The 21283-nt window shown below is 53.1% G+C and carries 20 protein-coding genes; 10 read left to right on the top strand and 10 right to left on the bottom strand.

What is annotated here, in order from left to right; genetic code table 11:
- The first annotated feature begins 304 nt into the window (after positions 1-304).
- Together AC0QHF_RS27385 and AC0QHF_RS27380 are read left to right on the top strand one after the other, a co-directional pair.
- Complete coding sequence (locus tag AC0QHF_RS27385) at positions 305-808, top strand: DNA recombination-mediator protein A (RefSeq protein ID WP_324707453.1); 504 nt, start codon at positions 305-307, stop codon at positions 806-808.
- Positions 809-951: 143 nt separating this feature from the next.
- Positions 952-1443: a YajQ family cyclic di-GMP-binding protein gene (locus AC0QHF_RS27380; RefSeq protein WP_324707452.1), complete on the top strand. Its 492-nt coding sequence runs from the start codon at positions 952-954 to the stop codon at positions 1441-1443.
- 11 nt (positions 1444-1454) lie between these two features.
- Here the strand turns inward: AC0QHF_RS27380 and AC0QHF_RS27375 are convergent, their stop codons facing one another.
- Entirely contained in the window at positions 1455-2375 is a 921-nt protein-coding gene (locus AC0QHF_RS27375) for a hypothetical protein (RefSeq protein ID WP_324707451.1), read from the bottom strand.
- 344 nt (positions 2376-2719) lie between these two features.
- Here AC0QHF_RS27375 and AC0QHF_RS27370 point away from each other — a divergent pair, with 344 nt between their 5' ends.
- From AC0QHF_RS27370 to AC0QHF_RS27355, 4 genes are all read left to right on the top strand, one after another.
- Complete coding sequence (locus tag AC0QHF_RS27370) at positions 2720-3433, top strand: calcium-binding protein (protein WP_324707450.1); 714 nt, start codon at positions 2720-2722, stop codon at positions 3431-3433.
- Positions 3434-3564: 131 nt separating this feature from the next.
- The gene (acs, locus tag AC0QHF_RS27365) at positions 3565-5532 is read left to right on the top strand and encodes an acetate--CoA ligase (protein ID WP_324707449.1); all 1968 of its coding nucleotides are present in this window, start codon (positions 3565-3567) and stop codon (positions 5530-5532) included.
- Positions 5533-5820: 288 nt separating this feature from the next.
- Positions 5821-6288, top strand: a complete 468-nt coding sequence (gene tadA, locus AC0QHF_RS27360) for a tRNA adenosine(34) deaminase TadA (RefSeq protein WP_324707448.1) — start codon at positions 5821-5823, stop codon at positions 6286-6288.
- 105 nt (positions 6289-6393) lie between these two features.
- Positions 6394-7104 (top strand): lysophospholipid acyltransferase family protein, encoded by a 711-nt coding sequence (locus AC0QHF_RS27355; RefSeq protein ID WP_375341471.1) that lies wholly within the window; start codon positions 6394-6396, stop codon positions 7102-7104.
- A 175-nt stretch (positions 7105-7279) separates the two neighbouring features.
- Here the strand turns inward: AC0QHF_RS27355 and AC0QHF_RS27350 are convergent, their stop codons facing one another.
- Positions 7280-9940 carry a PAS domain-containing protein gene (locus AC0QHF_RS27350; protein ID WP_324707446.1) on the bottom strand — a complete coding sequence of 887 codons (2661 nt, stop codon included), beginning with the start codon at positions 9938-9940 and terminating at the stop codon, positions 7280-7282.
- A 329-nt stretch (positions 9941-10269) separates the two neighbouring features.
- Positions 10270-11745: a leucyl aminopeptidase gene (locus tag AC0QHF_RS27345; protein WP_324707445.1), complete on the bottom strand. Its 1476-nt coding sequence runs from the start codon at positions 11743-11745 to the stop codon at positions 10270-10272.
- Positions 11746-12064: 319 nt separating this feature from the next.
- Here AC0QHF_RS27345 and AC0QHF_RS27340 point away from each other — a divergent pair, with 319 nt between their 5' ends.
- The 3 genes from AC0QHF_RS27340 to AC0QHF_RS27330 all read left to right on the top strand — a co-directional run bounded on the left by AC0QHF_RS27340 (position 12065) and on the right by AC0QHF_RS27330 (position 14235).
- On the top strand, positions 12065-12346 hold the full coding sequence (locus AC0QHF_RS27340; protein ID WP_324707444.1) for a YiaA/YiaB family inner membrane protein: 282 nt from the start codon (positions 12065-12067) through the stop codon (positions 12344-12346).
- Positions 12347-12546: 200 nt separating this feature from the next.
- The gene (thrC, locus tag AC0QHF_RS27335; protein WP_324707443.1) at positions 12547-13857 is read left to right on the top strand and encodes a threonine synthase; all 1311 of its coding nucleotides are present in this window, start codon (positions 12547-12549) and stop codon (positions 13855-13857) included.
- Between the two features lie 102 nt (positions 13858-13959).
- The gene (locus AC0QHF_RS27330; RefSeq protein ID WP_324707442.1) at positions 13960-14235 is read left to right on the top strand and encodes a MoaD/ThiS family protein; all 276 of its coding nucleotides are present in this window, start codon (positions 13960-13962) and stop codon (positions 14233-14235) included.
- Between the two features lie 44 nt (positions 14236-14279).
- Here the strand turns inward: AC0QHF_RS27330 and AC0QHF_RS27325 are convergent, their stop codons facing one another.
- A complete protein-coding gene (locus AC0QHF_RS27325) occupies positions 14280-14432 on the bottom strand; it encodes a hypothetical protein (RefSeq protein WP_324707441.1) in 153 nt (50 codons plus the stop codon).
- Between AC0QHF_RS27325 and AC0QHF_RS27320 the strand changes: the two genes are divergently transcribed.
- Positions 14431-14664, top strand: a complete 234-nt coding sequence (locus AC0QHF_RS27320; RefSeq protein WP_324707440.1) for a hypothetical protein — start codon at positions 14431-14433, stop codon at positions 14662-14664. The two genes, AC0QHF_RS27325 and AC0QHF_RS27320, sit on opposite strands and share 2 nt — an antisense overlap.
- Positions 14665-14678: 14 nt before the next feature.
- On the opposite strand, the gene AC0QHF_RS27315 is transcribed toward AC0QHF_RS27320, so the two are convergent.
- The 6 genes from AC0QHF_RS27315 to AC0QHF_RS27290 all read right to left on the bottom strand — a co-directional run bounded on the left by AC0QHF_RS27315 (position 14679) and on the right by AC0QHF_RS27290 (position 21172).
- Positions 14679-15242 carry a Uma2 family endonuclease gene (locus AC0QHF_RS27315; RefSeq protein WP_324707439.1) on the bottom strand — a complete coding sequence of 188 codons (564 nt, stop codon included), beginning with the start codon at positions 15240-15242 and terminating at the stop codon, positions 14679-14681.
- Positions 15243-15277: 35 nt separating this feature from the next.
- Positions 15278-16753, bottom strand: coding sequence for an EH signature domain-containing protein (locus tag AC0QHF_RS27310; RefSeq protein WP_324707438.1), 1476 nt, complete (start codon positions 16751-16753; stop codon positions 15278-15280).
- A gap of 436 nt (positions 16754-17189) precedes the next feature.
- A complete protein-coding gene (locus tag AC0QHF_RS27305) occupies positions 17190-17939 on the bottom strand; it encodes an OmpA/MotB family protein (RefSeq protein ID WP_324707437.1) in 750 nt (249 codons plus the stop codon).
- On the bottom strand, positions 17939-19945 hold the full coding sequence (locus AC0QHF_RS27300; protein ID WP_324707436.1) for a hypothetical protein: 2007 nt from the start codon (positions 19943-19945) through the stop codon (positions 17939-17941). The genes AC0QHF_RS27305 and AC0QHF_RS27300 overlap by 1 nt, the downstream gene beginning before the upstream one ends.
- Before the next feature lie 19 nt (positions 19946-19964).
- Entirely contained in the window at positions 19965-20336 is a 372-nt protein-coding gene (locus tag AC0QHF_RS27295; protein ID WP_324707435.1) for a hypothetical protein, read from the bottom strand.
- A gap of 389 nt (positions 20337-20725) precedes the next feature.
- Complete coding sequence (locus AC0QHF_RS27290; protein ID WP_324707434.1) at positions 20726-21172, bottom strand: SRPBCC family protein; 447 nt, start codon at positions 21170-21172, stop codon at positions 20726-20728.
- Positions 21173-21283: the final 111 nt, after the last annotated feature.

The raw sequence follows: 21283 nt of genomic DNA, 5'->3' as shown, positions 1-21283 counted from the left end.
CAAAGTCCCCCTTTTGAAGGGGGATTTAGGGGGATCTCACTCAAAGTCCCCCTTTTGAAGGGGGATTTAGGGGGATCGAATTCAAAGTCCCCCTTTTGAAGGGGGATTTGGGGGGATCGAACTCAAAGTCCTTTTGAAGGGGGATTTGGGGGGATCGGAAGTCGGTGAGTCCGGGGAAGAGGCTTGGCTTGGAATCGACTCGGGAAGTCCCACGGATGCGCCCTCCCACAAAAATTGCCATCAAAAATTGTTCCCGGATTTGCTACAATCTTCAGGGTTGTTTCGGTAAATTAATAGAGTATCCTTGAGTCAATCTATCGATCTGCCCAGAGTAGATGAATTTTTAGAAGAACTTGCGGCCATCCAACAAACTGGCTCCAAGCGGATCGCCCTGCTCGGTTCCCGTCACATCCCCCTCACGCACCAGAACTTGATCGAAATGATGAGTTACGCCCTGGTATTGGGGGGCAATCACATGATCACCTCCGGGGCGACGGGGACGAACTCGGCGGCAATCCGGGGTGCGATGCGGGCCGACCCGAACCTGCTGACGGTGATCCTGCCCCAAAGCCTGGATCGCCAGCCACGGGAGTCCAAGCTTCAACTCGAACAAGTGATCCATCTGGTGGAAAATCCCAAAGGAGATATCCTTTCTTTGGCCGAAGCCAGTTCGCTGTGCAACCAGGAGATCATTTCCCGGTGTCAGCAGTTGATCTGTTTTGCATTTCACGACAGCGACACCTTGCTGAAAACCTGCGAGGAAGCGGAGAACCAGCGGAAGGTGGTCACGCTGTTCTATTTGGATTGAGGCGATCGCTTTCTCCCCGACCCGTGGGCGAGAGTTCCGAGGACGCACCCCTTGGCAGTGGCGCTCCGGAATTCCGCTATCATATTTAAGACCGAACTCCGAACACTGAATTGAAATAGACGTCATCACAGTAACGAAGATTTATGGCTTCAACATCTTCTTTCGATATTGTCAGCGATTTCGATCGCCAAGAATTGGTCAACGCGATCGACCAGGCGAAGCGGGAAATCAGCGGTCGCTACGATTTGAAAGATACCAACACCAGTCTCGACCTCGGAGATGATGCGATCGTCGTCAATACCGATAGCGAGTTTACTTTGGATGCCGTCCAGACCATCCTGCAAACGAAGGCGGCGAAACGGAATCTTTCCCTGAAAATATTTGACTATGGAAAGGTGGAATCCGCCAGTGGCAACCGGGTGCGCCAGGAAATCACCCTACAAAAAGGGATCAGCAAAGAAATTGCCAAACAAATTACCAAGCTGATCAAAGATGACTTCAAAAAAGTGCAGGCTTCCATCCAAGGGGACGCGGTGCGGGTTTCGAGCAAATCCAAAGACGATTTGCAGGAGGTGATCGGGCGCCTGAAGCAGGAAGATTTTCCCGTGGCGCTGCAATTCACCAACTATCGATAATCGACGTTGAATCAGGACGGTTGAGAAAACTGTTTTTCCAGGGCCCGGACGATCGCCTCCGGGTCGTCGGTGGCCTCTAACCCCAACTGCTCGGCGAGTTGGCGGACGAGGGCGGGGTTTTGTCGCAACTGGCGCAGCAATTCTTCCAGGGAAACGGTCACGACCTTTTCACCGCCGGGGGTTTCGGGCATCGGGGGCGGAATGTCGGGCCCGTCGTATTCCCAAATCGCCTGCCGCTCTTCCCGAGCCGAGAGATCGGTGGCCAGGGTGGCGGCGATCGCCCCCAATTCCCGCAGCGCATCCAAAGAATTGGTCTGTTTTGCAAACATTTCTAAAGCCGGCGCCAATTGGTAGTTCGGGTTTGGGGCGCTTCGGAGTTGTTCGCCGTACCCCTGCAGCCATCCCACCCACAGTTGGGGATTTCCCTGTTCTCCGAGTTCGTCAAAAAATTGTCGAATTCGCCGGGAATCCCACCCCAAATTGACTTGATTGAGCAGGTATTGAAACAATTCTTCCCGCTGGGCTTCCGTGAGCGATCGCGATTCTTTTTGTTGCAGGTTTTGGCCGATCTCGCGGGCGATCGCGCCGATTTCACCGCTTTCTATTTCCCCGAGTTTCGCCATGCGTCGCGCCAACTCCTGTTGAGGGAGGGGGGACTCGATGGATTTGCGCCCGAACCGCTGTAGCCAACTGGTAAAATACCGGTCGCGATCGCGATTTCCCAGGGCTTCCAATAGTTGCGATCGCCCCCATCCGCCGGCTACCCCGTCGAGCAACTGCATCAGGAAGGTTTCGTATCCGGCATCGCTGAGGGGGGCGGGTGCGCGACGAGATTCCGCGTTCGGCTCCTCGGGACTCGGTTCGCCTTCCGAGGGACGTCCGAACAGTCCGGCGAAGAAATTTTTCAGCCATTGCCAAATCTTTTGAAACATTTGCGAGGTGATTTGGAACGTCCTCTAAATTGTACGTCAATCTCAAATGGGGGGGCGGCATCGTCGCGGCTTCCCCAGTCGGAGGTGGGGAGAATGGCTTGCGAATCGCACCGATCCCGGCATCATTTTGGTTAAGAAAACGCTAAGATTAAAAATCTTTTGAAATCAACCCGAATCCTCGTCAAACAATTGACAAGCGCCAGATATTTTGCCAAATTCAAGGGGGGACGATCGCTCCCATCGTATTTCTCAAGGTTTGGGCGCGATCGCCAAACTGCCAACAGTCGCAGATTTTGACAATTCAATTCCATCGGAAGTATTAGCGAAACGACGAGGAGACAAAAATGGCTGATTTCTTGCTCACCGCCGATCCGGATAATTTCGTCATGACGCCGGGTCTGCTCGGGCCGTCGGATTTTTTGCTGGCTTTAGAAGGAGATGATAACGTTATCGGCAGCGACGATAACGAACGAATCAACGGCAACGCCGACGACGACAATTTGATCGCCGGGGGCGGGAACGACCGGGTTTATGGGGGTCAGGGCAACGATACCCTGGCGGGAGAAGCGGGGATCGATTTCCTCAGCGGCGACGGCGGCGACGACCTGTTGGCGGGGGGTCTGGGAGCCGACATCCTGCTGGGGGGAGACGGTGCGGATATTTTTGTCTTGCAAGTCAATCCCGACGATCCCGCCGTCGGGGACGTGCTGGTGGACTATCGACCCGCGACTCAGGGCGATCGCATCGAACTGCCCGACGGACTGACGGAGGCCGACCTGTCGCCGACCCCCTTTGCGGTTCCCGTGGACGAGGCTCTACTCGCCCAACTCGGGGCGCTCGCACAGGAACTCGACATCAACCTGCCCCCGGAATTGCAAGGGATTCCCCTCACGCCCGAAATTATCCGTCCGGCGATTCAGGCGTTTGCGGGGGTCGATGTCGATCCCGACGGGGATAATATCGTCACCGGCACCTCGGTCGTCGTGGAGGCCACCGGGGAAGTCCTGGCATTTGTCGCCAACTCCACTCCCGCCGATCTGGCGGGAAGCTTCATTTGACGCCGGCATCGACGGGGAAGAACCCCCGATTTTCAACCCCGATCGCCAGCTTCAAATAATGTAAAGATTTTGGGGGGCGATCGGTCGCCATAATGGTTTTTACACCTTGAGCGCAGTTTCGATTATTTACGATGTCACAACCCACGATTGAATCCATTCTCCACGAAAAACGTTTATTCCATCCCCCCGAAGACTTTTCCAAACAGGCTCGCATCAAGAGCATGGACGAGTACCGGGAACTCTACGAAAAAGCCAAAGCCGATCCGGAAGGATTTTGGGCGGAACTGGCGGAAAAAGAACTGCACTGGTTCAAGAAATGGGACCGGGTGCTCGACTGGCAACCGCCCTTCGCCCAGTGGTTCGTCGGCGGCAAAATCAACATTTCCTATAACTGCCTCGACCGCCACCTGACCACCTGGCGCAAAAATAAAGCCGCCCTGATTTGGGAGGGGGAACCGGGGGATTCTCGGACGTTGACTTACGCCCAACTGCACCGGGAAGTGTGCCAGATGGCGAACGTGATCAAGCAGTTGGGGGTGAAAAAAGGCGATCGGGTCGGGATTTATATGCCCATGATCCCGGAGGCGGCGATCGCGATGTTGGCCTGCGCCCGCATCGGTGCGCCCCATACCGTTATTTTTGGCGGATTTAGCGCCGAAGCCCTCAAAGATCGCCTGGAAGATGCCGAGGCGAAACTGGTGATCACCGCTGACGGCGGCTGGCGCAAAGAAGCGATCGTCCCCCTCAAAGATCAGGTGGACCGGGCCCTGCAAGCTGGTGCCCCGAGCGTCGATAACGTGTTGGTCGTACAGCGCACCGAACAAAAAATCAACATGGAACCGGGCCGGGACCACTGGTGGCACGACCTGCAGCAGAACGCTTCCGGACACTGTCCGGCTGAGGAAATGGACAGTGAGGATATGCTGTTCATCCTCTACACCAGTGGCACCACCGGCAAGCCCAAGGGGGTCGTCCACACCACCGGCGGCTACAACCTCTACACCCACGTCACCAACCAGTGGGCCTTCGACCTCCAGGATACGGACGTTTACTGGTGCACGGCGGACGTGGGTTGGATCACCGGCCACAGCTACATCGTCTACGGCCCGCTGTCGAATGGCGCCACGACGCTGATGTACGAGGGCGCGCCCCGGGCGTCCAACCCGGGCTGTCTGTGGGACGTGGTGGAAAAGTACGGGGTGACGATTTTCTACACCGCCCCCACCGCCATCCGCGCCCTGATGAAGATGGGCGAACGCCACCCCAAAGCCCGGAATTTGTCCTCGCTGCGGATTTTGGGGACGGTGGGCGAACCGATCAACCCGGAGGCGTGGATCTGGTATCACCGCGTCATCGGGGGCGAAAAATGCCCGATCGTCGATACCTGGTGGCAGACGGAAACTGGCGGTTTCATGGTCACGCCCCTTCCCGGCGCCACGCCGACGAAGCCCGGTTCGGCGACGCTGCCCTTCCCTGGCATCCTGGCGGATGTGGTGGATACGGAGGGGGAACCCGTCACGAATAATGCGGGGGGATATCTGGTGGTGCGCCACCCCTGGCCGGGGATGATGCGGACGGTGTACGGCGACCCCGATCGCTTCCGGCGGACTTATTGGGAGTACCTGCGACCCAAGGATGGCGGTCACGTCTATTTCGCCGGAGACGGCGCCCACAAGGACGAGGACGGCTATTTCTGGGTGATGGGCCGGGTCGATGACGTGATCAATGTCTCCGGCCACCGGCTGGGGACGATGGAGGTGGAGTCGGCTCTGGTGTCCCATGAGGCGGTGGCTGAGGCGGCGGTGGTGGGCCGCCCCGATGAGGTGAAGGGCGAGGAAATCGTGGCCTTCGTGAGTCTGGAGGGCGATCGCGAACCGGATGAAGCTCTGGAGAAGGAGTTGAAGCAGCACGTCGTCAACGAAATCGGCGCCCTGGCCCGCCCGGGAGAGATCCGGTTTACGGACGATCTGCCGAAAACTCGCTCCGGCAAGATCATGCGCCGCCTGCTGCGATCGCTCGCCTCCGGACAGGAGATTTCGGGCGATACCTCCACCCTCCAAGATCGCAGCGTCCTGGATAAACTGCGCGGCGGCGCCTAGTCGGTTTCCCCGCCCCGGGCGACTCCTGCGGGGTCGCCCGCCCCTTCTTTTCGTCCGAATTGGGCCAATTTTTGCTTTTTTTTGGCGAAATTTTGCCGCGATCGGGGGTTGACGGGGGCGGGCAACTCGGGTTAAAATTGAAGAAATCAATTTTCATAATGGGAGTGGTTGCGAAAATAAAATTTTTGTCACCACTCCCATTGTCTCATAGTATAGCCCAAAACTTCCCAAAAGTCCAGCCCGACCCGAAAATCAAAAAAATTTTTTCGATCGCGATAATTTTTTTTAATGAAAAGAAATTATACAACCCATCGGCAGTGGATGCGTCGGGCGCTGGAACTGGCGCGGGTGGCGGGGGAGGCGGGGGAAGTCCCGGTGGGTGCGGTGATCGTCGGGGGGGAGGGAGAGTTAATTGCCGAGGCGGAAAATCGGCGGGAGCGCGATCGCGACCCGACGGCCCACGCGGAAATCCTGGCGCTGCGGTTCGCGGGCCGGAAGTTGGGGGATTGGCACCTCGAGGCCTGCACGTTGTACGTCACCCTGGAACCGTGTCCGATGTGCGCCGGGGCGATCGTCCAAGGGCGGATCGGTTTGTTGGTGTACGGCGCGGACGATCCCAAGACCGGTACAGTCCGCACGGTTTTGAACCTTCCCGAGAGCGCGGTTTCCTTTCACCGCCCGCAGGTGTTGGGTGGCATTCTGGAGGGGGAGTGCCGCCGGCAGTTGCAGGCTTGGTTTTCCCGACACCGCCGATGATGCGATCGCCAAGACAATCCGAGAAGTGTCCCGGGGTGGGGGGACAGGAGAGGTGACAAAATTTACCTTAGACTCAGGAAATCTATGAAACACCCCCTGATTGTGATGATGACGCTCGAGTCGATCAAACCGTTGCCCGCCGCATCCGCTTGTGTCCGACAAACCCCCGCCGACTCCGGCGTTTCTCCTTGGCTGAGTGCGATCGTTTATCCCCTGAGTCGCTGGGGTTTGCTGCCGTTCTATTTCAGAAAAATCGAAGTGAAAGGTAGGGAAAACCTTCCCAGAAGCGGGCCGGTGATTTTGGCGCCCACCCACCGATCGCGGTGGGATGCGTTTATCGTCCCTTATGCGGCCGGGCCCTACGTCACCGGACGGCATTCGCGATTCATGGTGACGGCGGACGAGATGCGGGGGCCGCAGGGGTGGTTGATCCGCAAAATGGGCGGATTTGCCGTCAATCAGAAACATCCGGCGATCGCCACGGTCCGCCACGGTGTCGATCTGCTCCGCCGGGGGGAAATGTTGGTGATTTTTCCGGAGGGGAACATTTTCCGCGATCGCCAAGTCCACGAGCTCAAACCCGGGCTGGCCCGTTTGGCGCTGCAAGCCGAATCCCACGATCGGAATTTGGGCGTGAAAGTCGTGCCGATGTCTCTACACTACGATCCGATCGTGCCCCGGTGGCGGACGAAAGTCGAAGTCAAAATCGGTGTCCCCCTGGAAGTGAGCCAGTACGCCCAAGGCTCACCGAAACAGGCGGCCCAGAACTTGATGGGCGACCTCGGCCGGCGTCTGGTCGAACTCGACGGCGAATAGCGATCGCGCTATATTACCCTATTCCCTATTACCTGCGCGAAGCGCTATATAGCAGTGCGCGCTCGTATAGTTACAAAACCTATAAAAGGGAGTCGGTCGTCGGGAGTCGGGAGATTGATCATTCCCGGCGTGTTACCACGCCAGGGCTCGTTGCTATACCTGTTGGCGTTACCCATCAACTCACTTCCCCGTGGGGGATAGAAGGCGACTGGGAAACCACCTCCAAGCGGGTAGCTTTGCGGGGAATTTCGATCGCGAATTCCGACCCGATTTCCGGCGTGGAATGGCAGGTCAACCGGCCGCCGTGCTTGGCGACAATTTGGTAACTGATCGCCAGTCCCAAGCCCGTCCCTTTCCCCACCGGTTTGGTGGTAAAAAAGGGCTCGAATAGCCGCCGTCTCACCTCTTCGCTCATGCCCAGACCGTTGTCGGAAATGCGGATCGACACCCAGTCCGAATTGAGCAATTCCGTGTGAATTCGGATGGCGGGATTCAATCCCTCCAAACCCCGGAGATTTTCAATTTCTAAGATAGCGTCGATCGCATTATTCAAAATACTCATAAACACCTGATTAAGTTGGCCGGCGTAACACTCAATTTTCGGCAGGTCGGCATATTCTCGGATCACCTGAATTTCTGGAAATTCCGGCTGTTCGGTGGTGGCGACCCGCCCTTTGAGGCGATGTTGCAGGATCAACAGCGCACTTTCGATGCCCTCGTGAATGTCAACGGGTTTCATCTCGGCTTCGTCGAGTCGGGCAAAGTTCCGCAGGGAGACGACAATTTGCCGAATCCGATTCGCCCCCACCTCCATCGAGGATAAAATTTTGGGCAGGTCGTCCACGATAAAATCCAGTTCAATTTCCTCGATGTGGCTGTTGATCGGCGGTGCCGGATCGGGGTAATATTCTTGATACAATTCGATCAGCTTCAATAAGTCTTGGATATATTGTCCGGCGTAGCTGATATTGCCGTAGATAAAGGTAACGGGATTATTGATTTCGTGGGCGATCCCCGCCACCATCTGGCCGAGGCTGGAGAGTTTTTCGGTTTGGATGAGTTGGGCCTGGGCCTGCCGGAGTTGTTTGAGGGTTTGTTCGAGTTGTCGTGCCCGAGCCCGCTCCCGGGCTGAAGACGCCCGCAGGGCCTCTTCAGCCCGCTTGCGATCGCTGATATCCTTGACGGTTCCGGTCATCCGCAGCGGCGTGCCGTCGGGGGCGCGGGCCACGATCCGGCCGTGGTTGAGTATCCACTTCCAGGCGCCATTTTTAGCCCGCATCCGATGTTCGACCTCGCAAAATGGCAGGTGGGTGGCGAAGTGTTGTTTGAGGACGCCCATCACTTGGCGGCGGTCGTCGGGGTGGACGAGTTTGAACCAGGATCGGGCGTGGGGTTTGATCTCGTCGGCTTCGTACCCGAGCATTTTCCCCCACTGGGGGCTGAAATACACTTCGTCGGTGGCCAAATTCCAGTCCCAGAGGCCCTGACCGGTTCCCGACAGGGCCAGTTGCAGCCGCTCCTCGCTCAACCGCAGGGCTTCGGAGGCTTCTTTGCGGTTGGTGATGTCGAAAATCGCCCCGGCCAGCCACAGAACCCGGCCGTCGTCGTCGAAGATGCCCTGGCCCTTTTCGTAGACCCACCGCAGGGCCCCGTCGGCCCGGATCAACCGATATTCCAAGATGTAGGGTTCCCGAGTCTCGATGGCCTTTTCGATCGCCCGGCCGACGGCTTGGCGGTCGTCGGGGTGGATGAGGCTGGCAAAGGTGCGGGCGCGGTTCCGGATCAGATCGTTGGGGCCGTAGCCGGCGATGGACTCGATGCCGGGACTCAGAAACGTCATGGTGCGATCGCCGTCCGGGTTGCAGCGGTACACCGCCCCCGGGATACTGGAGACGAGGGTGCGAAATTCCCCCTGCCGCTCCCGCAAGGTCCGCTCCACCTGTTTGCGATCGCTGATGTCGCGCACGAATACGCACTGATATTCCTGGCCCCGGAAGTTGAGGTGGTTGACTGTCATCTCCACGGGGATGAGGCGGCTGTGTTTGGTGCGGTGGCGGGCTTCAATTTTGAGGGAACCGCAGCGGCGCAGAATTTTCCAGTGCAGGTCCCAGGAGGATTGGGGAAAGTCGGGGTTGATGTCGTGGATGGTCAGGGTTAGCAATTCGGCGGGGGCGTAGCCCAACATCCGACAGGCGGCGTCGTTGACGTAGAGAATTTGTCCGCGATCGCCGATCCAAAAAATGGCGTCGGCGGCTTTGTCGATGCAAAATTGGGTCAGCGATCGCCCTTGTTCGGGGGAATTGAAGTGGCCCTCGCCCTTGTTGGATAACCGATTGTCCCGGGCGGCGGTCGTTCGGGGCGGCGCGGGTTGGGAACCCGATTCCGGAGACGACGGGGCCGTTGGAGAGGTCTCGAAGAACCGGCGCCACAACCCCAGCAGGAGGCTGGCCGCGACGGTCAACCCGGGGAGGGAATGCCAGGAGAGCCCGAGGTGCGTCAAATGCCGGGTGGCGCCGGCCAGCAAACCGAAGCTGAGAAGCAGGGGAGGGCCGATGGTCGTGCCGCCGATCTCTTGATTGGCGGTCAATTTTTTCAGAAGTGGAAACCGACGCGGGAGAAAACCGGCCCGCACCGGCCGCCGATCGCGGTCGTCGCGGCTGGCAAGCCAGTAAATCCAGGCGATCGCGGCCGAATAACAGAGCAGGGCGACGACCGCACTCGAATCCCAGTGCAGCCAACATCCGGCCGCATTCGATCCCACATCGTTCTCGCAGAATGCCGTCTGGGGTTCTAAAATTGACAGGGTTTTCAAAACAGATTTGAAAAAATGTAACATTGGTGTGATGAAGTTTTTGTTTTCATTCTATTTTGAACTCGTCTCAATAGAATGGTGTGTCCGACGCGAAGAATCTGTAGCGCACCCTGAATTGTCAATCTGTCTCGTCCCCGAACGTTGATCGGAACATGAATGGGGAATATGATGTTTATTATGCTCTATCAATTTATGTAAATTTGTTTCAAACTTTATAGATTTGTATTTTTTTGATAAGCGCCCCATATTTCCCGAGTCGGATTTCTGCGCCCCGAACCGCGGCCGGGGCGATCGCCATTCCCCCGCCCGATCGCCTCAAAATCGGACGGGAGAAAGGCTGCGGCGGGCGAAAGTTAAGAATTGCCCAACACCCAGTTCACCAGGGTTCTCACCCCGAATCCCGTGGCGCCGGCCGTGTTGTAACCCTTATCTTTATCCGTCCACACCGGGCCGGCGATATCCATGTGCGCCCAGGCGGTATCCTTGACGAACTGCTTCAAAAATAAGGTCGCCGTGATCGACCCGCCCGCCCGGGGTCCGGTATTCTTCATGTCGGCGTGGATGGCTTTGAGCCCCTCGAAATATTTCTCCTCGATGGGCATCCGCCAAAACTTCTCGCCCGCGGCCAAAGCTGCCGTCTCCAACTGCTGCGCCAGGTTGTCGTCGGGACTCCACAACCCGGCGATATCATCTCCCAAGGCGACGACGCAGGCCCCCGTCAGGGTCGCCAAATCCACGATCGCGTCCACCCCGAGGCGATCGGCAAACACCAGGGCGTCCGCCAGGGTCAAACGGCCTTCAGCATCAGTATTATTCACTTCGATGGTTTTGCCGTTGGAGGCCCGCAGGAAATCCCCCGGGTGCATCGCCCGACCGCTGATCATATTCTCCGTCACGGCGCTGATAAAATGCACCTCCGCGTCCGGCTTTAACTGCCCGATCGCCTTAGCCGCCCCGAAGGTGGCCGCCGCGCCCCCCATGTCCATCTTCATCATCTCGATGCCGCTGCCGCTGGGTTTGAGGTTCAACCCCCCAGAATCGAAGGTCAAACCCTTGCCCACGATCGCCAATTTCCGGGAGGGCGTCCCCTGGGGTTTGTAGGTCAGGTGAATAAATTTGGGCGGCAAATCCGAGGCCTGGGCGACGCCCAAAAAGGCCCCCATCCCCAATTTCTCGCAATCTTCCCGTTCCAAAATCTCCAACTCCAACCCGTATTCCCCGGCCAGGGTTTCCGCCATCGTCGCCATCGTCAGGGGGGTGACTTCATTGGCGGGGGCGGCGACCAATTCCCGGGCCAGGAACACGCCGGAACAGATCTGTTGGGCCTGGGCGATCGCAGTTTCCGTACCGGGCAACCCCAGCAACTCCACCGTCTCCACTTTAATTTCCTTATCGTTGGTTTCCGACTTGAAGCGGTTGTCCTGGTACAGGGCCAATTCTAATCCCTCCGCGATCGCCCCGGCCGTCGCTTCGGGACTCTCACAAACCGGGAAGCTGACGCCCAAAACCTTTCCCTTCAAGGTTTTCGCGGACTGTCCGGATGCGGCTGCCCCCCGGCGGAGGATCTCTAACGTCAGGGCGTCCGGCGCACCCAACCCCACCAACACCACCTTGCGGATGGGGCTATTCCCGCCCACGCGGGTGGCGGCGCTGCTGTCAACTTTGCCCTGAAAATCACTTTCCTCGATCAATTCCTTCAGGGTTCCGCCCAATTTCTCGTCGAGTTGCCCCAGATCTCCGCCGAGATCGACTTCGTTCTCAAACAGACCGATCGCCAATACATCTCCAGACCAGTCCAGGCGAGATGTGTCTGTCGCTCTAAATTCCATGCCTTATTCTCAACGTCTACATTATCAATAACTATACCGAAGGGGTGGGGTTGCGGGAGTCAGTATTAGGGAGTCGGTATTCGGGTCAGTTGGCCGACTCTCTTCCGTCGGGCCGGGGATTGGGTCGGGGGCGACGGAGAAGAGTAATCGCTTAAATTCACAAATTGTGGCAATTTTGGGGAATTATCCGAATTTTGAGTTCGGGGGGCGATCGCAATGCAGGTTTGCCAACTGTCACGTCCTTTGCCGTCAAATCGTTTGCGTTTCCTAGGATGAGAAGCAGCAGTTTTCGGAAGGAACAATTGTGGGGGCAAAATTGATGAACAGCAAACTCGGCGCCCAAAAAGACACGGCGGCATGGATTTTCCAAGTCTGGGCCTCTTTTATACTGGCCACGTCCGCGACGGCGATCGGCATTTTTTATCTGCCCGTCGATCCCTGGGTCAAAGGGTTCATGGGCATGGGCCTGACGTTCTCAGTCGGGTCGTCCTTTACCCTCGCCAAAACCATCCGAGACAACCACGAAAGCCAGAAGCTACTGTCCCGGGTGGATGAAGCGAAATTGGAAAAGCTGCTGGCCGAACACAACGTCTTTGAGTGAATTTGCGGTTGAAAAAATTTTCGGCAATTTCTGACCATTGGGGGAGTCCGGGACGACAAAAAATCGCCGGACTCCTTTTATAGTGGGCGTTTAGATTAATCCCGACCAAAAGAATCGGGTATGGTTGACGAAGGTTTGACAGCCGTGATAGGCTTTTGCAAACAGTGAAACCAGAACCCGAGCAAGCAGAGGTAAGTGTCATGACCCAGGCAATCCACAACCCCACCGTCACCCCCGCCACCGGAGCCACCTTCGACAAGCTCAAGTGCAAGGAGTGCGGCGAAGAATACCCCCTCGAAGCCAAACACGTCTGCGAAGTCTGCTTCGGTCCGCTGGAAGTTCAGTACAACTACGACAACCTCCGCAAGCTGGTGACTCGCCAAAGTATCGCCGCGGGCCCGAAATCCATCTGGCGTTACCGCAACTTCCTCCCCGTCGCCACCGATGATGTCATCGACGTGGGCACGGGGATGACACCGCTGGTGAAGTCGGAACGGTTAGCCCGCCGCCTGGGTCTGAAAAACCTCTATATCAAAAACGACGCGGTGAATATGCCCACTCTCAGCTTCAAGGATAGAGTGGTATCGGTCGCCCTCAGTCGCGCTAGAGAATTGGGATTCTCGACTGTTTCCTGTGCGAGTACCGGAAATTTGGCCAACTCCACCGCCGCGATCGCAGCTAAAGCCGGACTCGACTGCTGCGTATTCATCCCCGCCGATCTCGAAGCCGGAAAGGTATTGGGCACCCTGATTTACAACCCCATCCTGATGGCCGTCCGGGGCAATTACGACCAGGTGAACCGCCTCTGTTCGGAAGTGGCGAACACCCACGGCTGGGGTTTTGTGAATATCAACCTGCGTCCCTACTATTCGGAAGGGTCGAAAACCCTCGGATTTGAAGTCGCCGAACAGTTGGGTTGGCAACTGCCCGATCACGTCGTCGCCCCCATCGCCTCCGGTTCCCTGTACACGAAGATTCACAAGGGTTTCCAAGAATTCGTGAAAGTCGGTTTGGTGGACGATAAACCCGTCCGCTTCAGCGGCGCCCAGGCGGAAGGCTGTTCCCCCGTCGCCACCGCATTCAAGGAAGATCGGGATTTCATCACCCCCGTCAAACCCAACACCATCGCCAAGTCGATCGCGATCGGCAACCCGGCGGATGGGGTTTACGCGGTGGAATTGGCAAAGAAAACCGGCGGCCATGTGGAATCCGTGAATGATGCGGAAGTGATCGAAGGGATCAAGCTGCTGGCGGAAACCGAGGGTATCTTCACCGAAACCGCCGGCGGGACGACGATCGCCGTCCTCAAAAAACTGGTGGAAGCGGGTAAAATCGACCCCGATGAAACCACTGTGGTTTACATCACCGGAAATGGCCTCAAAACCCAAGAGGCGGTTCACGGCTACATCGGCGAACCCCTGACCATCGATCCGAAACTGGACAGCTTTGAAGTGGCGATCGAACGGGCCCGGACGCTGGATCGTTTGGAGTGGCAGCAAGTTTTGGTCTAATTCCCATCCTTTCCTTGAAGGGGTAAAATCTAATTCCTTGGGGGAGGTTCCGGCCTCCTCTATTTCAACGAAAACCCGTTTCACGATTGCAATCAACGAACAATGGCTGTTACCGTTTTAATTCCCACCCCGCTACAGAAGTTCACCAACAACCAGGCGACCCTGGAATGTCAGGGAAGCAACATCATGGAGTTGATCGATTCCCTGGAAGCGAACTGTCCCGGGATTAAAAAGAGTCTGTGCGACGACCAGGGACAACCCCGCCGGTTTTTGAACTTCTACGTCAACAGCGAAGATATCCGCTTTTTGGACGGAACCAATACCGAACTCAATGATGGGGATGAAGTCAGTATTGTTCCGGCTGTGGCTGGGGGCTAATCCTTTTTGGTATTGACAGGCAAGATGCCTGTCCTACGACGGAGTTATAAAGTTTTTGCGATCGCTTTCAAAGGGGAGGCGATCGCTTTATAATAATTGGTTAATCTGGTGGCAGACTCGGGGGAGATGCGTTTCTCAATCCCCTCCAACTCTGCTGAACTATTCGCCCGGTCGTATTTTTTAACCCTCACATCCATGAATTATTCTATCCCCTCCACACTTCAGGAAATGATCGAACTCCGCCAGCAGCCGGTGAGTGAAGAACTCGTCGCTGCGGCGATCGCGGGTGTGGTCAAAATTGCGCGATCGCAACACCAATCTTTGGAGGAATTGACGACGGAAGTCCTCGCGGACGATCACGTACTCAATTTGGAACAGCGGCTTTGGTTGAGTGATCTGATCGCCCAGGCGTGGAATGGGTTAGGTTGAAGTTAGAAATAAGTTTATCCTTTTAACCAATCAAATATTTCTCCGAGGGTGAGTTGAACGGCTTGGGCAAATTCCGGGACGGGTAAAGTTTCCTCCGGGGTTTCAAAGACTCGCACGGAACGATCTGCACCGTAGACAAAAATGCAGGATTCCTCCGCATCTAAAAGCCAACCCATTTCAGTCCCGTTATCGAGACAGTGGAGAATATTGCGAATCACTTTGGTTTGACGTTGGTTAGGCGAGAGAATTTCGATCGCCCAATCCGGCGAAAGGTTAAAATAATTTTCGACTCTGCCATCAGCCCTGCGGGGGATGCGTTCCCATCGAAAAACGGAGACATCCGGAACGAGCGATCGCCCCCCGAACGTGCAGCGTAACTCGGGATAAGCCCGGGCGACTTTCGGAGGCTTCAACGTCCCATTCAAACTGGTGACGAGATCTCCCTGTAATGTGCTGTGTTCTCCTTGGGGCATGGGTTTCTGAATGATTTTTCCGTTGACATATTCGCTGGCGGGTTTGGTTTCAGGCAATTCCAGAAATTCGGCTAGGGTGAGCGATCGCGTTTGGGTTTGTACCATTATCTTTGACCTGTCTCTTCTGTTTTATTTTAGTATTAAGGGTTATTGAGACAGTATACCTTGGCTTCCTGTTCGAGTTGGGCGATCGTTTGTTCCCACTGTTGAAGTTGTTGATCACGATCGTAGAGTTGTTCATCCTCGGGAGCAGGAAGACCGATGTTAGGGTTATAAGGTTCAATTCTTTTATCGTTGATCTTAAAATTTGTTAATCCTTCGTTGGGTAAAATCCCCCGATGACGCAACCACGGTTCACAAGAGCTCTGCCAACAGTATACATGATCGTGACGTTCACAGTCTGCCCAGTATCGGAGTCGTTTGACTGATAAAGTTTTTGACTCAAATAGCTGATCATCAAGATTATGATTGTTAGCTACAATTCTTGTTTCACTTCCCTTCCCCCGAAAGAATTCAATCACAAACCACTTTTCAAAATCAAAAATACAAACCTCTGTCTCCTGACTGCCATCATCTTCTAACTTGAGATAATCGCGATCGTTCAAATAACTGCCGAGCCGATTAATTGTAGATTGGGGGAGCAAAATTCGGATGCGTTCAAAGCGATCGCTATAATTTGACCAGAAAGTGCAACGCGATCGCAGCCGATTCGATTCTGTGGGGTGTAAATCCATCTGTTCTAGGACGCGATCGACTAACTGGGAAAAATCTTCATAGTTAGCCATCCCAATCCATTTTCGCAAATTTTCTTTTGCCTTACCCGATAGTTTGTGCCAGCGACTCTTGGGAATCCGGGGACTATAGCGACCTTTTATCCAATCCGCTAATTGAGAAAAATTTTTGCTCCGTGATGATGGCATTCCCAAGAGTAATTTTTCAACCGTTTCGAGTTCCTGTTGTTGAGACATTTCATGTAGACAGGCTAATAATACATCTGTATTGTCATTATCATTATTTAAAAATAAGTCTGCAATAAAATTGAGAGCATTTTTACTCACATCAATTTCTTGAGGTAAATCGACAGCTTGAAATAGCTGTCGTGGGGAAAGATTGCGTTTATAACTCAGCTTGGCAATTTCTTTTTCCGGTTGAGGATTGCACAATATAATCAAAATATCACGAGTTAATTCATCCTGATAGTCTTGCGGGGTGAATGCAGAAATATTTTCTGCAATTGAACGAGAAACTCCATTTTGTTGATGGCTCCAATAAAGGGCAGTCCCCCAGAACAATCGCAATTTGAGCCAAGGCAGATTTTGAGATGCTCGCCAAATATTTCGAGCCGTAAATCGCTCACGACGAGGATTGTTTTGATCCCATTTTTCTTTTTCATGCAGACACACAATCCATTCGATATCAATAATATTTTGAAACTTGCCCGATTCAATATCGTTAAAAATTTCATCGACAGGGCGAAGGCGACGATTTTTCGGCAATCTAAAGTTTTCCGGAATCAATGACGATCTGGGTTGTTTTGATCCAATCAAATTGGCAAGTTTTTCTAACTTATTAGCTTCCGGCACTGGAGAAAGTTGGAGTTTGGGAATATTAATCATTGTTGTTCGGTCAATTGTAGTTTGTAGGGTGTGTTCTTAGTTATTGATTATCGGTGGTAGGGGCGGTATTCGATCCCCCCTAGCCCCCCTTGAAAAGGGGGGGACAAGATGACCAATTGAGTTCGTGATTCGATCCCCCCTAGCCCCCCTTGAAAAGGGGGGGACAAGATAACAAACCTTGAAAGGGGGGGACAAGATGACAAACCTTGAAAGGGGCAGGGCTGTTTCATTTTCCCCCGAAAAATGGCAGGCAGAGGGAGATCCAGGGAGATTCAAGTAGAAGGGGGGAAGAGGGATATTTTTCAAAGTCCCCCTTTTTAAGGGGGATTTAGGGGGATCATCCGTCGGATTTAGGGGGAGCATCTTTTCAAGGGGGATTTAGGGGGAGCAAAATCGGGAAGTCCAAGTCCCCCTTTTTAAGGGGGATTTAGGGGGATCATCCGTCGGATTTAGGCAACTCAACATAGTCGATCAATTCAGTCTTCGGTAATTGTTCCATAACTTGATCGAAGTCTTGGCGACGGAACTGGAAGCGGAACAAAACTTTTCTATCTTTGGGATCGTCGCTGTTTTGATTCGCGTCAATTTCACCCCTGCCAGCCGGCAAAATTTTGGCGATCAACTTTTGTTTTTCCGAAAATTGCAACTCATCAGATAAGATATAATCGACAACCGATAGAGCACGCTGCAAACTTAGATCCATATTTTCGATGTCAGTCCCTTTGGAACTGGTTCGCCCTTCAATGATAATTCGCGTCACCTCTCGTTCAAACAAGGCATCGGAAAAAATCACCTGGCTGTAGGCGGGAATAAATTGCTTCAGAAAATTTTTTCCGGCGGGTTTGAGTTCGGCACTTCCTTCATCAAAAAGAATGCGATCGCCAATTCTCACGTCCCCAGTTTCGGGAACAACTTCCACGACACCCGCACCGCTACCCATTTTGTCTTCCAGTGCATTCAAAATTCGGATCGGCAATTCATCGATCGCCTTTTTGTAGGCTTGCAATTCGATTTCCAGTTTTCTGGCTCTTTCAGTCGCCAGATAAAACTGAGCTTGAGTGACGATAAACAGCAGGGCAAAAAACATCAGCAAACCGGACATCAAGTCACTGATTGAAAGCCAAGTTCCCGCATCTTGCTCCTCTTGCAGTTCAAAGTCTTGTTCTAATTCACCGAGTTCGCTCATCATCCATTCCTCCCATTACCCGTTTTAACATCTTTAGCGGCGGCGACTAAATAATTGGCAACATTCAATAATTCAACGGACGTTTGATCTATTCCGTTAAATATCCGGTTAGATGACTCATCAAATTTTGTGATGTTGTTACAGTAGGATTCATTCGCCTGCTGTAGATATCCTGCAAACTGCCCTAAAGCCTGTTCAAACTGATTGGCAGCCGTTTGGTAACTCCGAGAAACCTGACTGGCGTTTTGCCCGATATCTCGCATCAGTTCTTTATATTGAGCCATACGCTCAGTATCACCTATTCCCACGGCACTGACGAGATTGCTAGTTGCACTGACAGTCCCGTTAATTTGACTCATACTAGAGCCAATTTTATTGGTAATCTCATTAAAGATTTCTTTCCATGATTCGCCAGCTTCAACTAACACTCCACCCATTTTCTGGATGATTCCCTCCAGTTCACCTTTTTGTGCCGTCAAGAAATCTTCCAGTTGGGTTTGATACTCATTGCGGAAAATCCTGAGTTCCTCTTGAGTCAATTCTTTCGTGTCTTCGATAATCCGATGAATACTTTGAAACTTATTAGCCACTTCATCGGCATTATCTTTAAACACTTGTCGCTGTTTGTCTAAGCCTTCAATACTTTTATCGACGACTTTATTGATTTCAACTGCTACTGTTTCCAAAACGCCTCTGGTATCGGTTTGGAATTGAGTCAGAGTTGCTTTCATAGATTGGGCAAATTCCTGCAATTCCGACATGGTAGTTTTTTGGAAATCTTGAATTGTTCCGATGGAATCGGACAAACTTTCGGTGATGCCATCTAGAGACTGACTGAGTGTTTGGACGTTTTTAGATACCTCTTGCGTCAATTTTGCACTTTCATCCAATCGCTCAACCAGGGGTTCAATCAATTCTGTTCGCAACTGATTAACTAAGTTTTCAACGGTGTTGCCTTGCTGTTCCTGTAATTCTTTCAGCGATCGCACCTCATCCGCCAAGGGGGTTAACAAGGGTTTAAATTGCTCTCGGTTAGCTTCGGCGATCGCACCAGCTAAAGGTGTCACCAAGTCTTGTAATTGCGATCGGTTCGCTACAGCGATCGCACCAGCTAAAGGTGCCACTAAGTCTTGTACTTGCTTTCGGTGGGCGATCGCATTAGCATTCAATTGTTGTAGCTGTTCGTCTTGTCGTTGCTGAATTGTAGTGAGTTTTTGAACAATCAGGCTATTTTCTGAATTTAAAGTTTTGGAAATTGCATCGCCAACTGCTTTTCCAATTGCCTCGGCAGTCAAGTGATTTGATTGTCCTCGATTGGATTGTACGTCCATTCGAGATAAAATATGACTGGGTGTATGGAAAACAGCAATTTCATCTAATTTTTTACGCAGCTTATTTCGATAAGCCTGTCCCTTTTCTGACCTGAAAGCAAGAATTAGCATCATTAAAGCGGCAGAACCCAAGCCGACAAGAGAAGTTGAGAAGGCGAGTTTCATACCCGCAAGCAATTGGGTACTGCTATCGATCAGTATCTCCGGATTGTCAATGCTATTTAAGCCAATATCTCGCAATCCAGACTGAATCCCCCAAAAGGTTCCTAAGATTCCCAATGCAGTTAGAAGAGTGGGTGCAAAAGAAACGGGCGATCGCGGAACGGGTGAGTTCAGAACACTCGGGTAAGACAATAAAATTAACTTTCCATTATCAATTTTGGGATAAAATACGTTGTTGTCCCATTTTCCATCTAAATGTTTTCCACACCAAGATTGAATATCTCCTGATTGAGGGGAGATTGCTTGTGGTTGACCCGAAACTTTGGAAAGGTGGTTGATCGAACGTTCTACAACTTTAAATTTTGACTTGTATTTGTAGAAAGATACGCGCCAGTCCCAAATAATAAGACAGAATGTAACAACTAATATAATTGCACTCCATCCCGAACACAAGGCAATCACATCTTCGCTCAAACTGTTGAAATCAGACAAACTGTAAAAACTGTCAAACATGAAATGGAACTCCTGATTTTCAAACTTGTGTAAATTTCTGCAATTCTTCAGCCGTCAAAAACGCTTGTGCTCTCCGAACCGGAAGGTGGGCTGCATTCCAATATTTACCAATGGAAGGTTCCAGAATTAACCCATACAGCGGTTCTTGATTTTCTGCTGCTTCTTGCAGTTCGGGATCGTCGTCATCCGCCGAATCATCGATTTTCAAATAGACGCGATCGGGTGCAAAATTGCGGAGGAGACGAACCTGCATTTGGGTTTTCATGTCTCGGAAGGAAAGGGCAAGATTGGCACTGGGATTAAATAGCTTTCGGGCAGCTTTCCAGGCGCGATTGATGGCGAAAATTTCCTCAACGATCTGTTCGATCGCCGGGTCGAAAACTTCTGACATTTGTGGTAAAATTCTAATGGTTCAGATGCGCGATCGCACCCAACGGCGATCGCTACTGCTTCCCAATATTCACATTGGGGCGATATCCTCCCGAAATTCCTGAGATGGGGTTGGAAAAGAGCGTCAAACGCTGTCGCAGGAACCGGACGGGGCAAAGCGGGTTGAGAAGGGTGGTGATGGCTAACATTGATTGCCAGAGCAATAACTCTATACAATTAGTGTATGAAGGCTTTCCCGGCGGATCAACAGTGAAATTACTGAACTTTCCCTTCGTTAAATTTCCTTCGATCTCCGTAGAATTACTGAGATTTCTGCACAAGTTGATACCCGCCCGATCGCAGTTCGGGCGAGGCAACGAAAAATCTAGAAATGCGGCGATATGATGACAGTTACGATTGGCCGTAATATTCCAAGGCGTAATCCCGGAACCGTTCCAAGTCTTTTTGAATGGTAGATTCAACCACCCGTCCCAGGAATAAACCATCCATAATCTTACCCAAAATGCCGGGGATGGCGTAGGCGACGGACAGCCGGACGATGCTGCTGTCGTGGCGATCGTAGAAGCGGATCGCGCCCCGGTTGGGCAGTCCGTCCACCGATTCCCACTGGATAATTTGGTGGGGAATTTCCTTGAGAATTCGAGATAGCCAACTGAACTCGAAATTGCTACTCGCCAACTTCCACCGAGACAGTTCGGGATTTTCTTCCAAAACATGAACCGATTCGATCCATTTCATCCAGCGCGGCATTTGTTCCAAATCCGACCACAAATCCCACGCCACATCGATGGGGACGCTTACTTCGATTTGTACGCTGTGTTCTAGCCAGTCAGTCATGATTAGGGTGTGGGGTGTGGGAGGGACGTTTTCCGTAGGGGCAGGCCTCTGTGCCTGCCTTCTTCAATTGTAGGGGCAGGCCTCTGTGCCTGCCTTCTGATTTTAGGGGCA

Source organism: Lyngbya sp. CCY1209 (genome assembly GCF_055795065.1).
Note: the sequence above shows the minus strand (reverse complement) of the source record. Positions and strands in the feature narration are given on the sequence as shown.

Excerpts from the sequence above, each read along its gene's own strand:
- AC0QHF_RS27300 (WP_324707436.1), bottom strand. The coding sequence starts at position 19,945 with ATGTTTGACAGTTTTTACAGTTTGTCTGATTTCAACAGTTTGAGCGAA.
- acs (WP_324707449.1), top strand. The coding sequence starts at position 3,565 with ATGTCACAACCCACGATTGAATCCATTCTCCACGAAAAACGTTTATTC.
- AC0QHF_RS27345 (WP_324707445.1), bottom strand. The coding sequence starts at position 11,745 with ATGGAATTTAGAGCGACAGACACATCTCGCCTGGACTGGTCTGGAGAT.
- AC0QHF_RS27350 (WP_324707446.1), bottom strand. The coding sequence starts at position 9,940 with ATGTTACATTTTTTCAAATCTGTTTTGAAAACCCTGTCAATTTTAGAA.
- AC0QHF_RS27290 (WP_324707434.1), bottom strand. The coding sequence starts at position 21,172 with ATGACTGACTGGCTAGAACACAGCGTACAAATCGAAGTAAGCGTCCCC.
- AC0QHF_RS27380 (WP_324707452.1), top strand. The coding sequence starts at position 952 with ATGGCTTCAACATCTTCTTTCGATATTGTCAGCGATTTCGATCGCCAA.
- AC0QHF_RS27315 (WP_324707439.1), bottom strand. The coding sequence starts at position 15,242 with ATGGTACAAACCCAAACGCGATCGCTCACCCTAGCCGAATTTCTGGAA.
- AC0QHF_RS27310 (WP_324707438.1), bottom strand. The coding sequence starts at position 16,753 with ATGATTAATATTCCCAAACTCCAACTTTCTCCAGTGCCGGAAGCTAAT.
- AC0QHF_RS27305 (WP_324707437.1), bottom strand. The coding sequence starts at position 17,939 with ATGAGCGAACTCGGTGAATTAGAACAAGACTTTGAACTGCAAGAGGAG.
- AC0QHF_RS27375 (WP_324707451.1), bottom strand. The coding sequence starts at position 2,375 with ATGTTTCAAAAGATTTGGCAATGGCTGAAAAATTTCTTCGCCGGACTG.
- AC0QHF_RS27320 (WP_324707440.1), top strand. The coding sequence starts at position 14,431 with ATGAATTATTCTATCCCCTCCACACTTCAGGAAATGATCGAACTCCGC.
- thrC (WP_324707443.1), top strand. The coding sequence starts at position 12,547 with ATGACCCAGGCAATCCACAACCCCACCGTCACCCCCGCCACCGGAGCC.
- tadA (WP_324707448.1), top strand. The coding sequence starts at position 5,821 with ATGAAAAGAAATTATACAACCCATCGGCAGTGGATGCGTCGGGCGCTG.
- AC0QHF_RS27330 (WP_324707442.1), top strand. The coding sequence starts at position 13,960 with ATGGCTGTTACCGTTTTAATTCCCACCCCGCTACAGAAGTTCACCAAC.
- AC0QHF_RS27355 (WP_375341471.1), top strand. The coding sequence starts at position 6,394 with ATGATGACGCTCGAGTCGATCAAACCGTTGCCCGCCGCATCCGCTTGT.
- AC0QHF_RS27340 (WP_324707444.1), top strand. The coding sequence starts at position 12,065 with ATGAACAGCAAACTCGGCGCCCAAAAAGACACGGCGGCATGGATTTTC.
- AC0QHF_RS27325 (WP_324707441.1), bottom strand. The coding sequence starts at position 14,432 with ATGGATGTGAGGGTTAAAAAATACGACCGGGCGAATAGTTCAGCAGAG.
- AC0QHF_RS27370 (WP_324707450.1), top strand. The coding sequence starts at position 2,720 with ATGGCTGATTTCTTGCTCACCGCCGATCCGGATAATTTCGTCATGACG.
- AC0QHF_RS27295 (WP_324707435.1), bottom strand. The coding sequence starts at position 20,336 with ATGTCAGAAGTTTTCGACCCGGCGATCGAACAGATCGTTGAGGAAATT.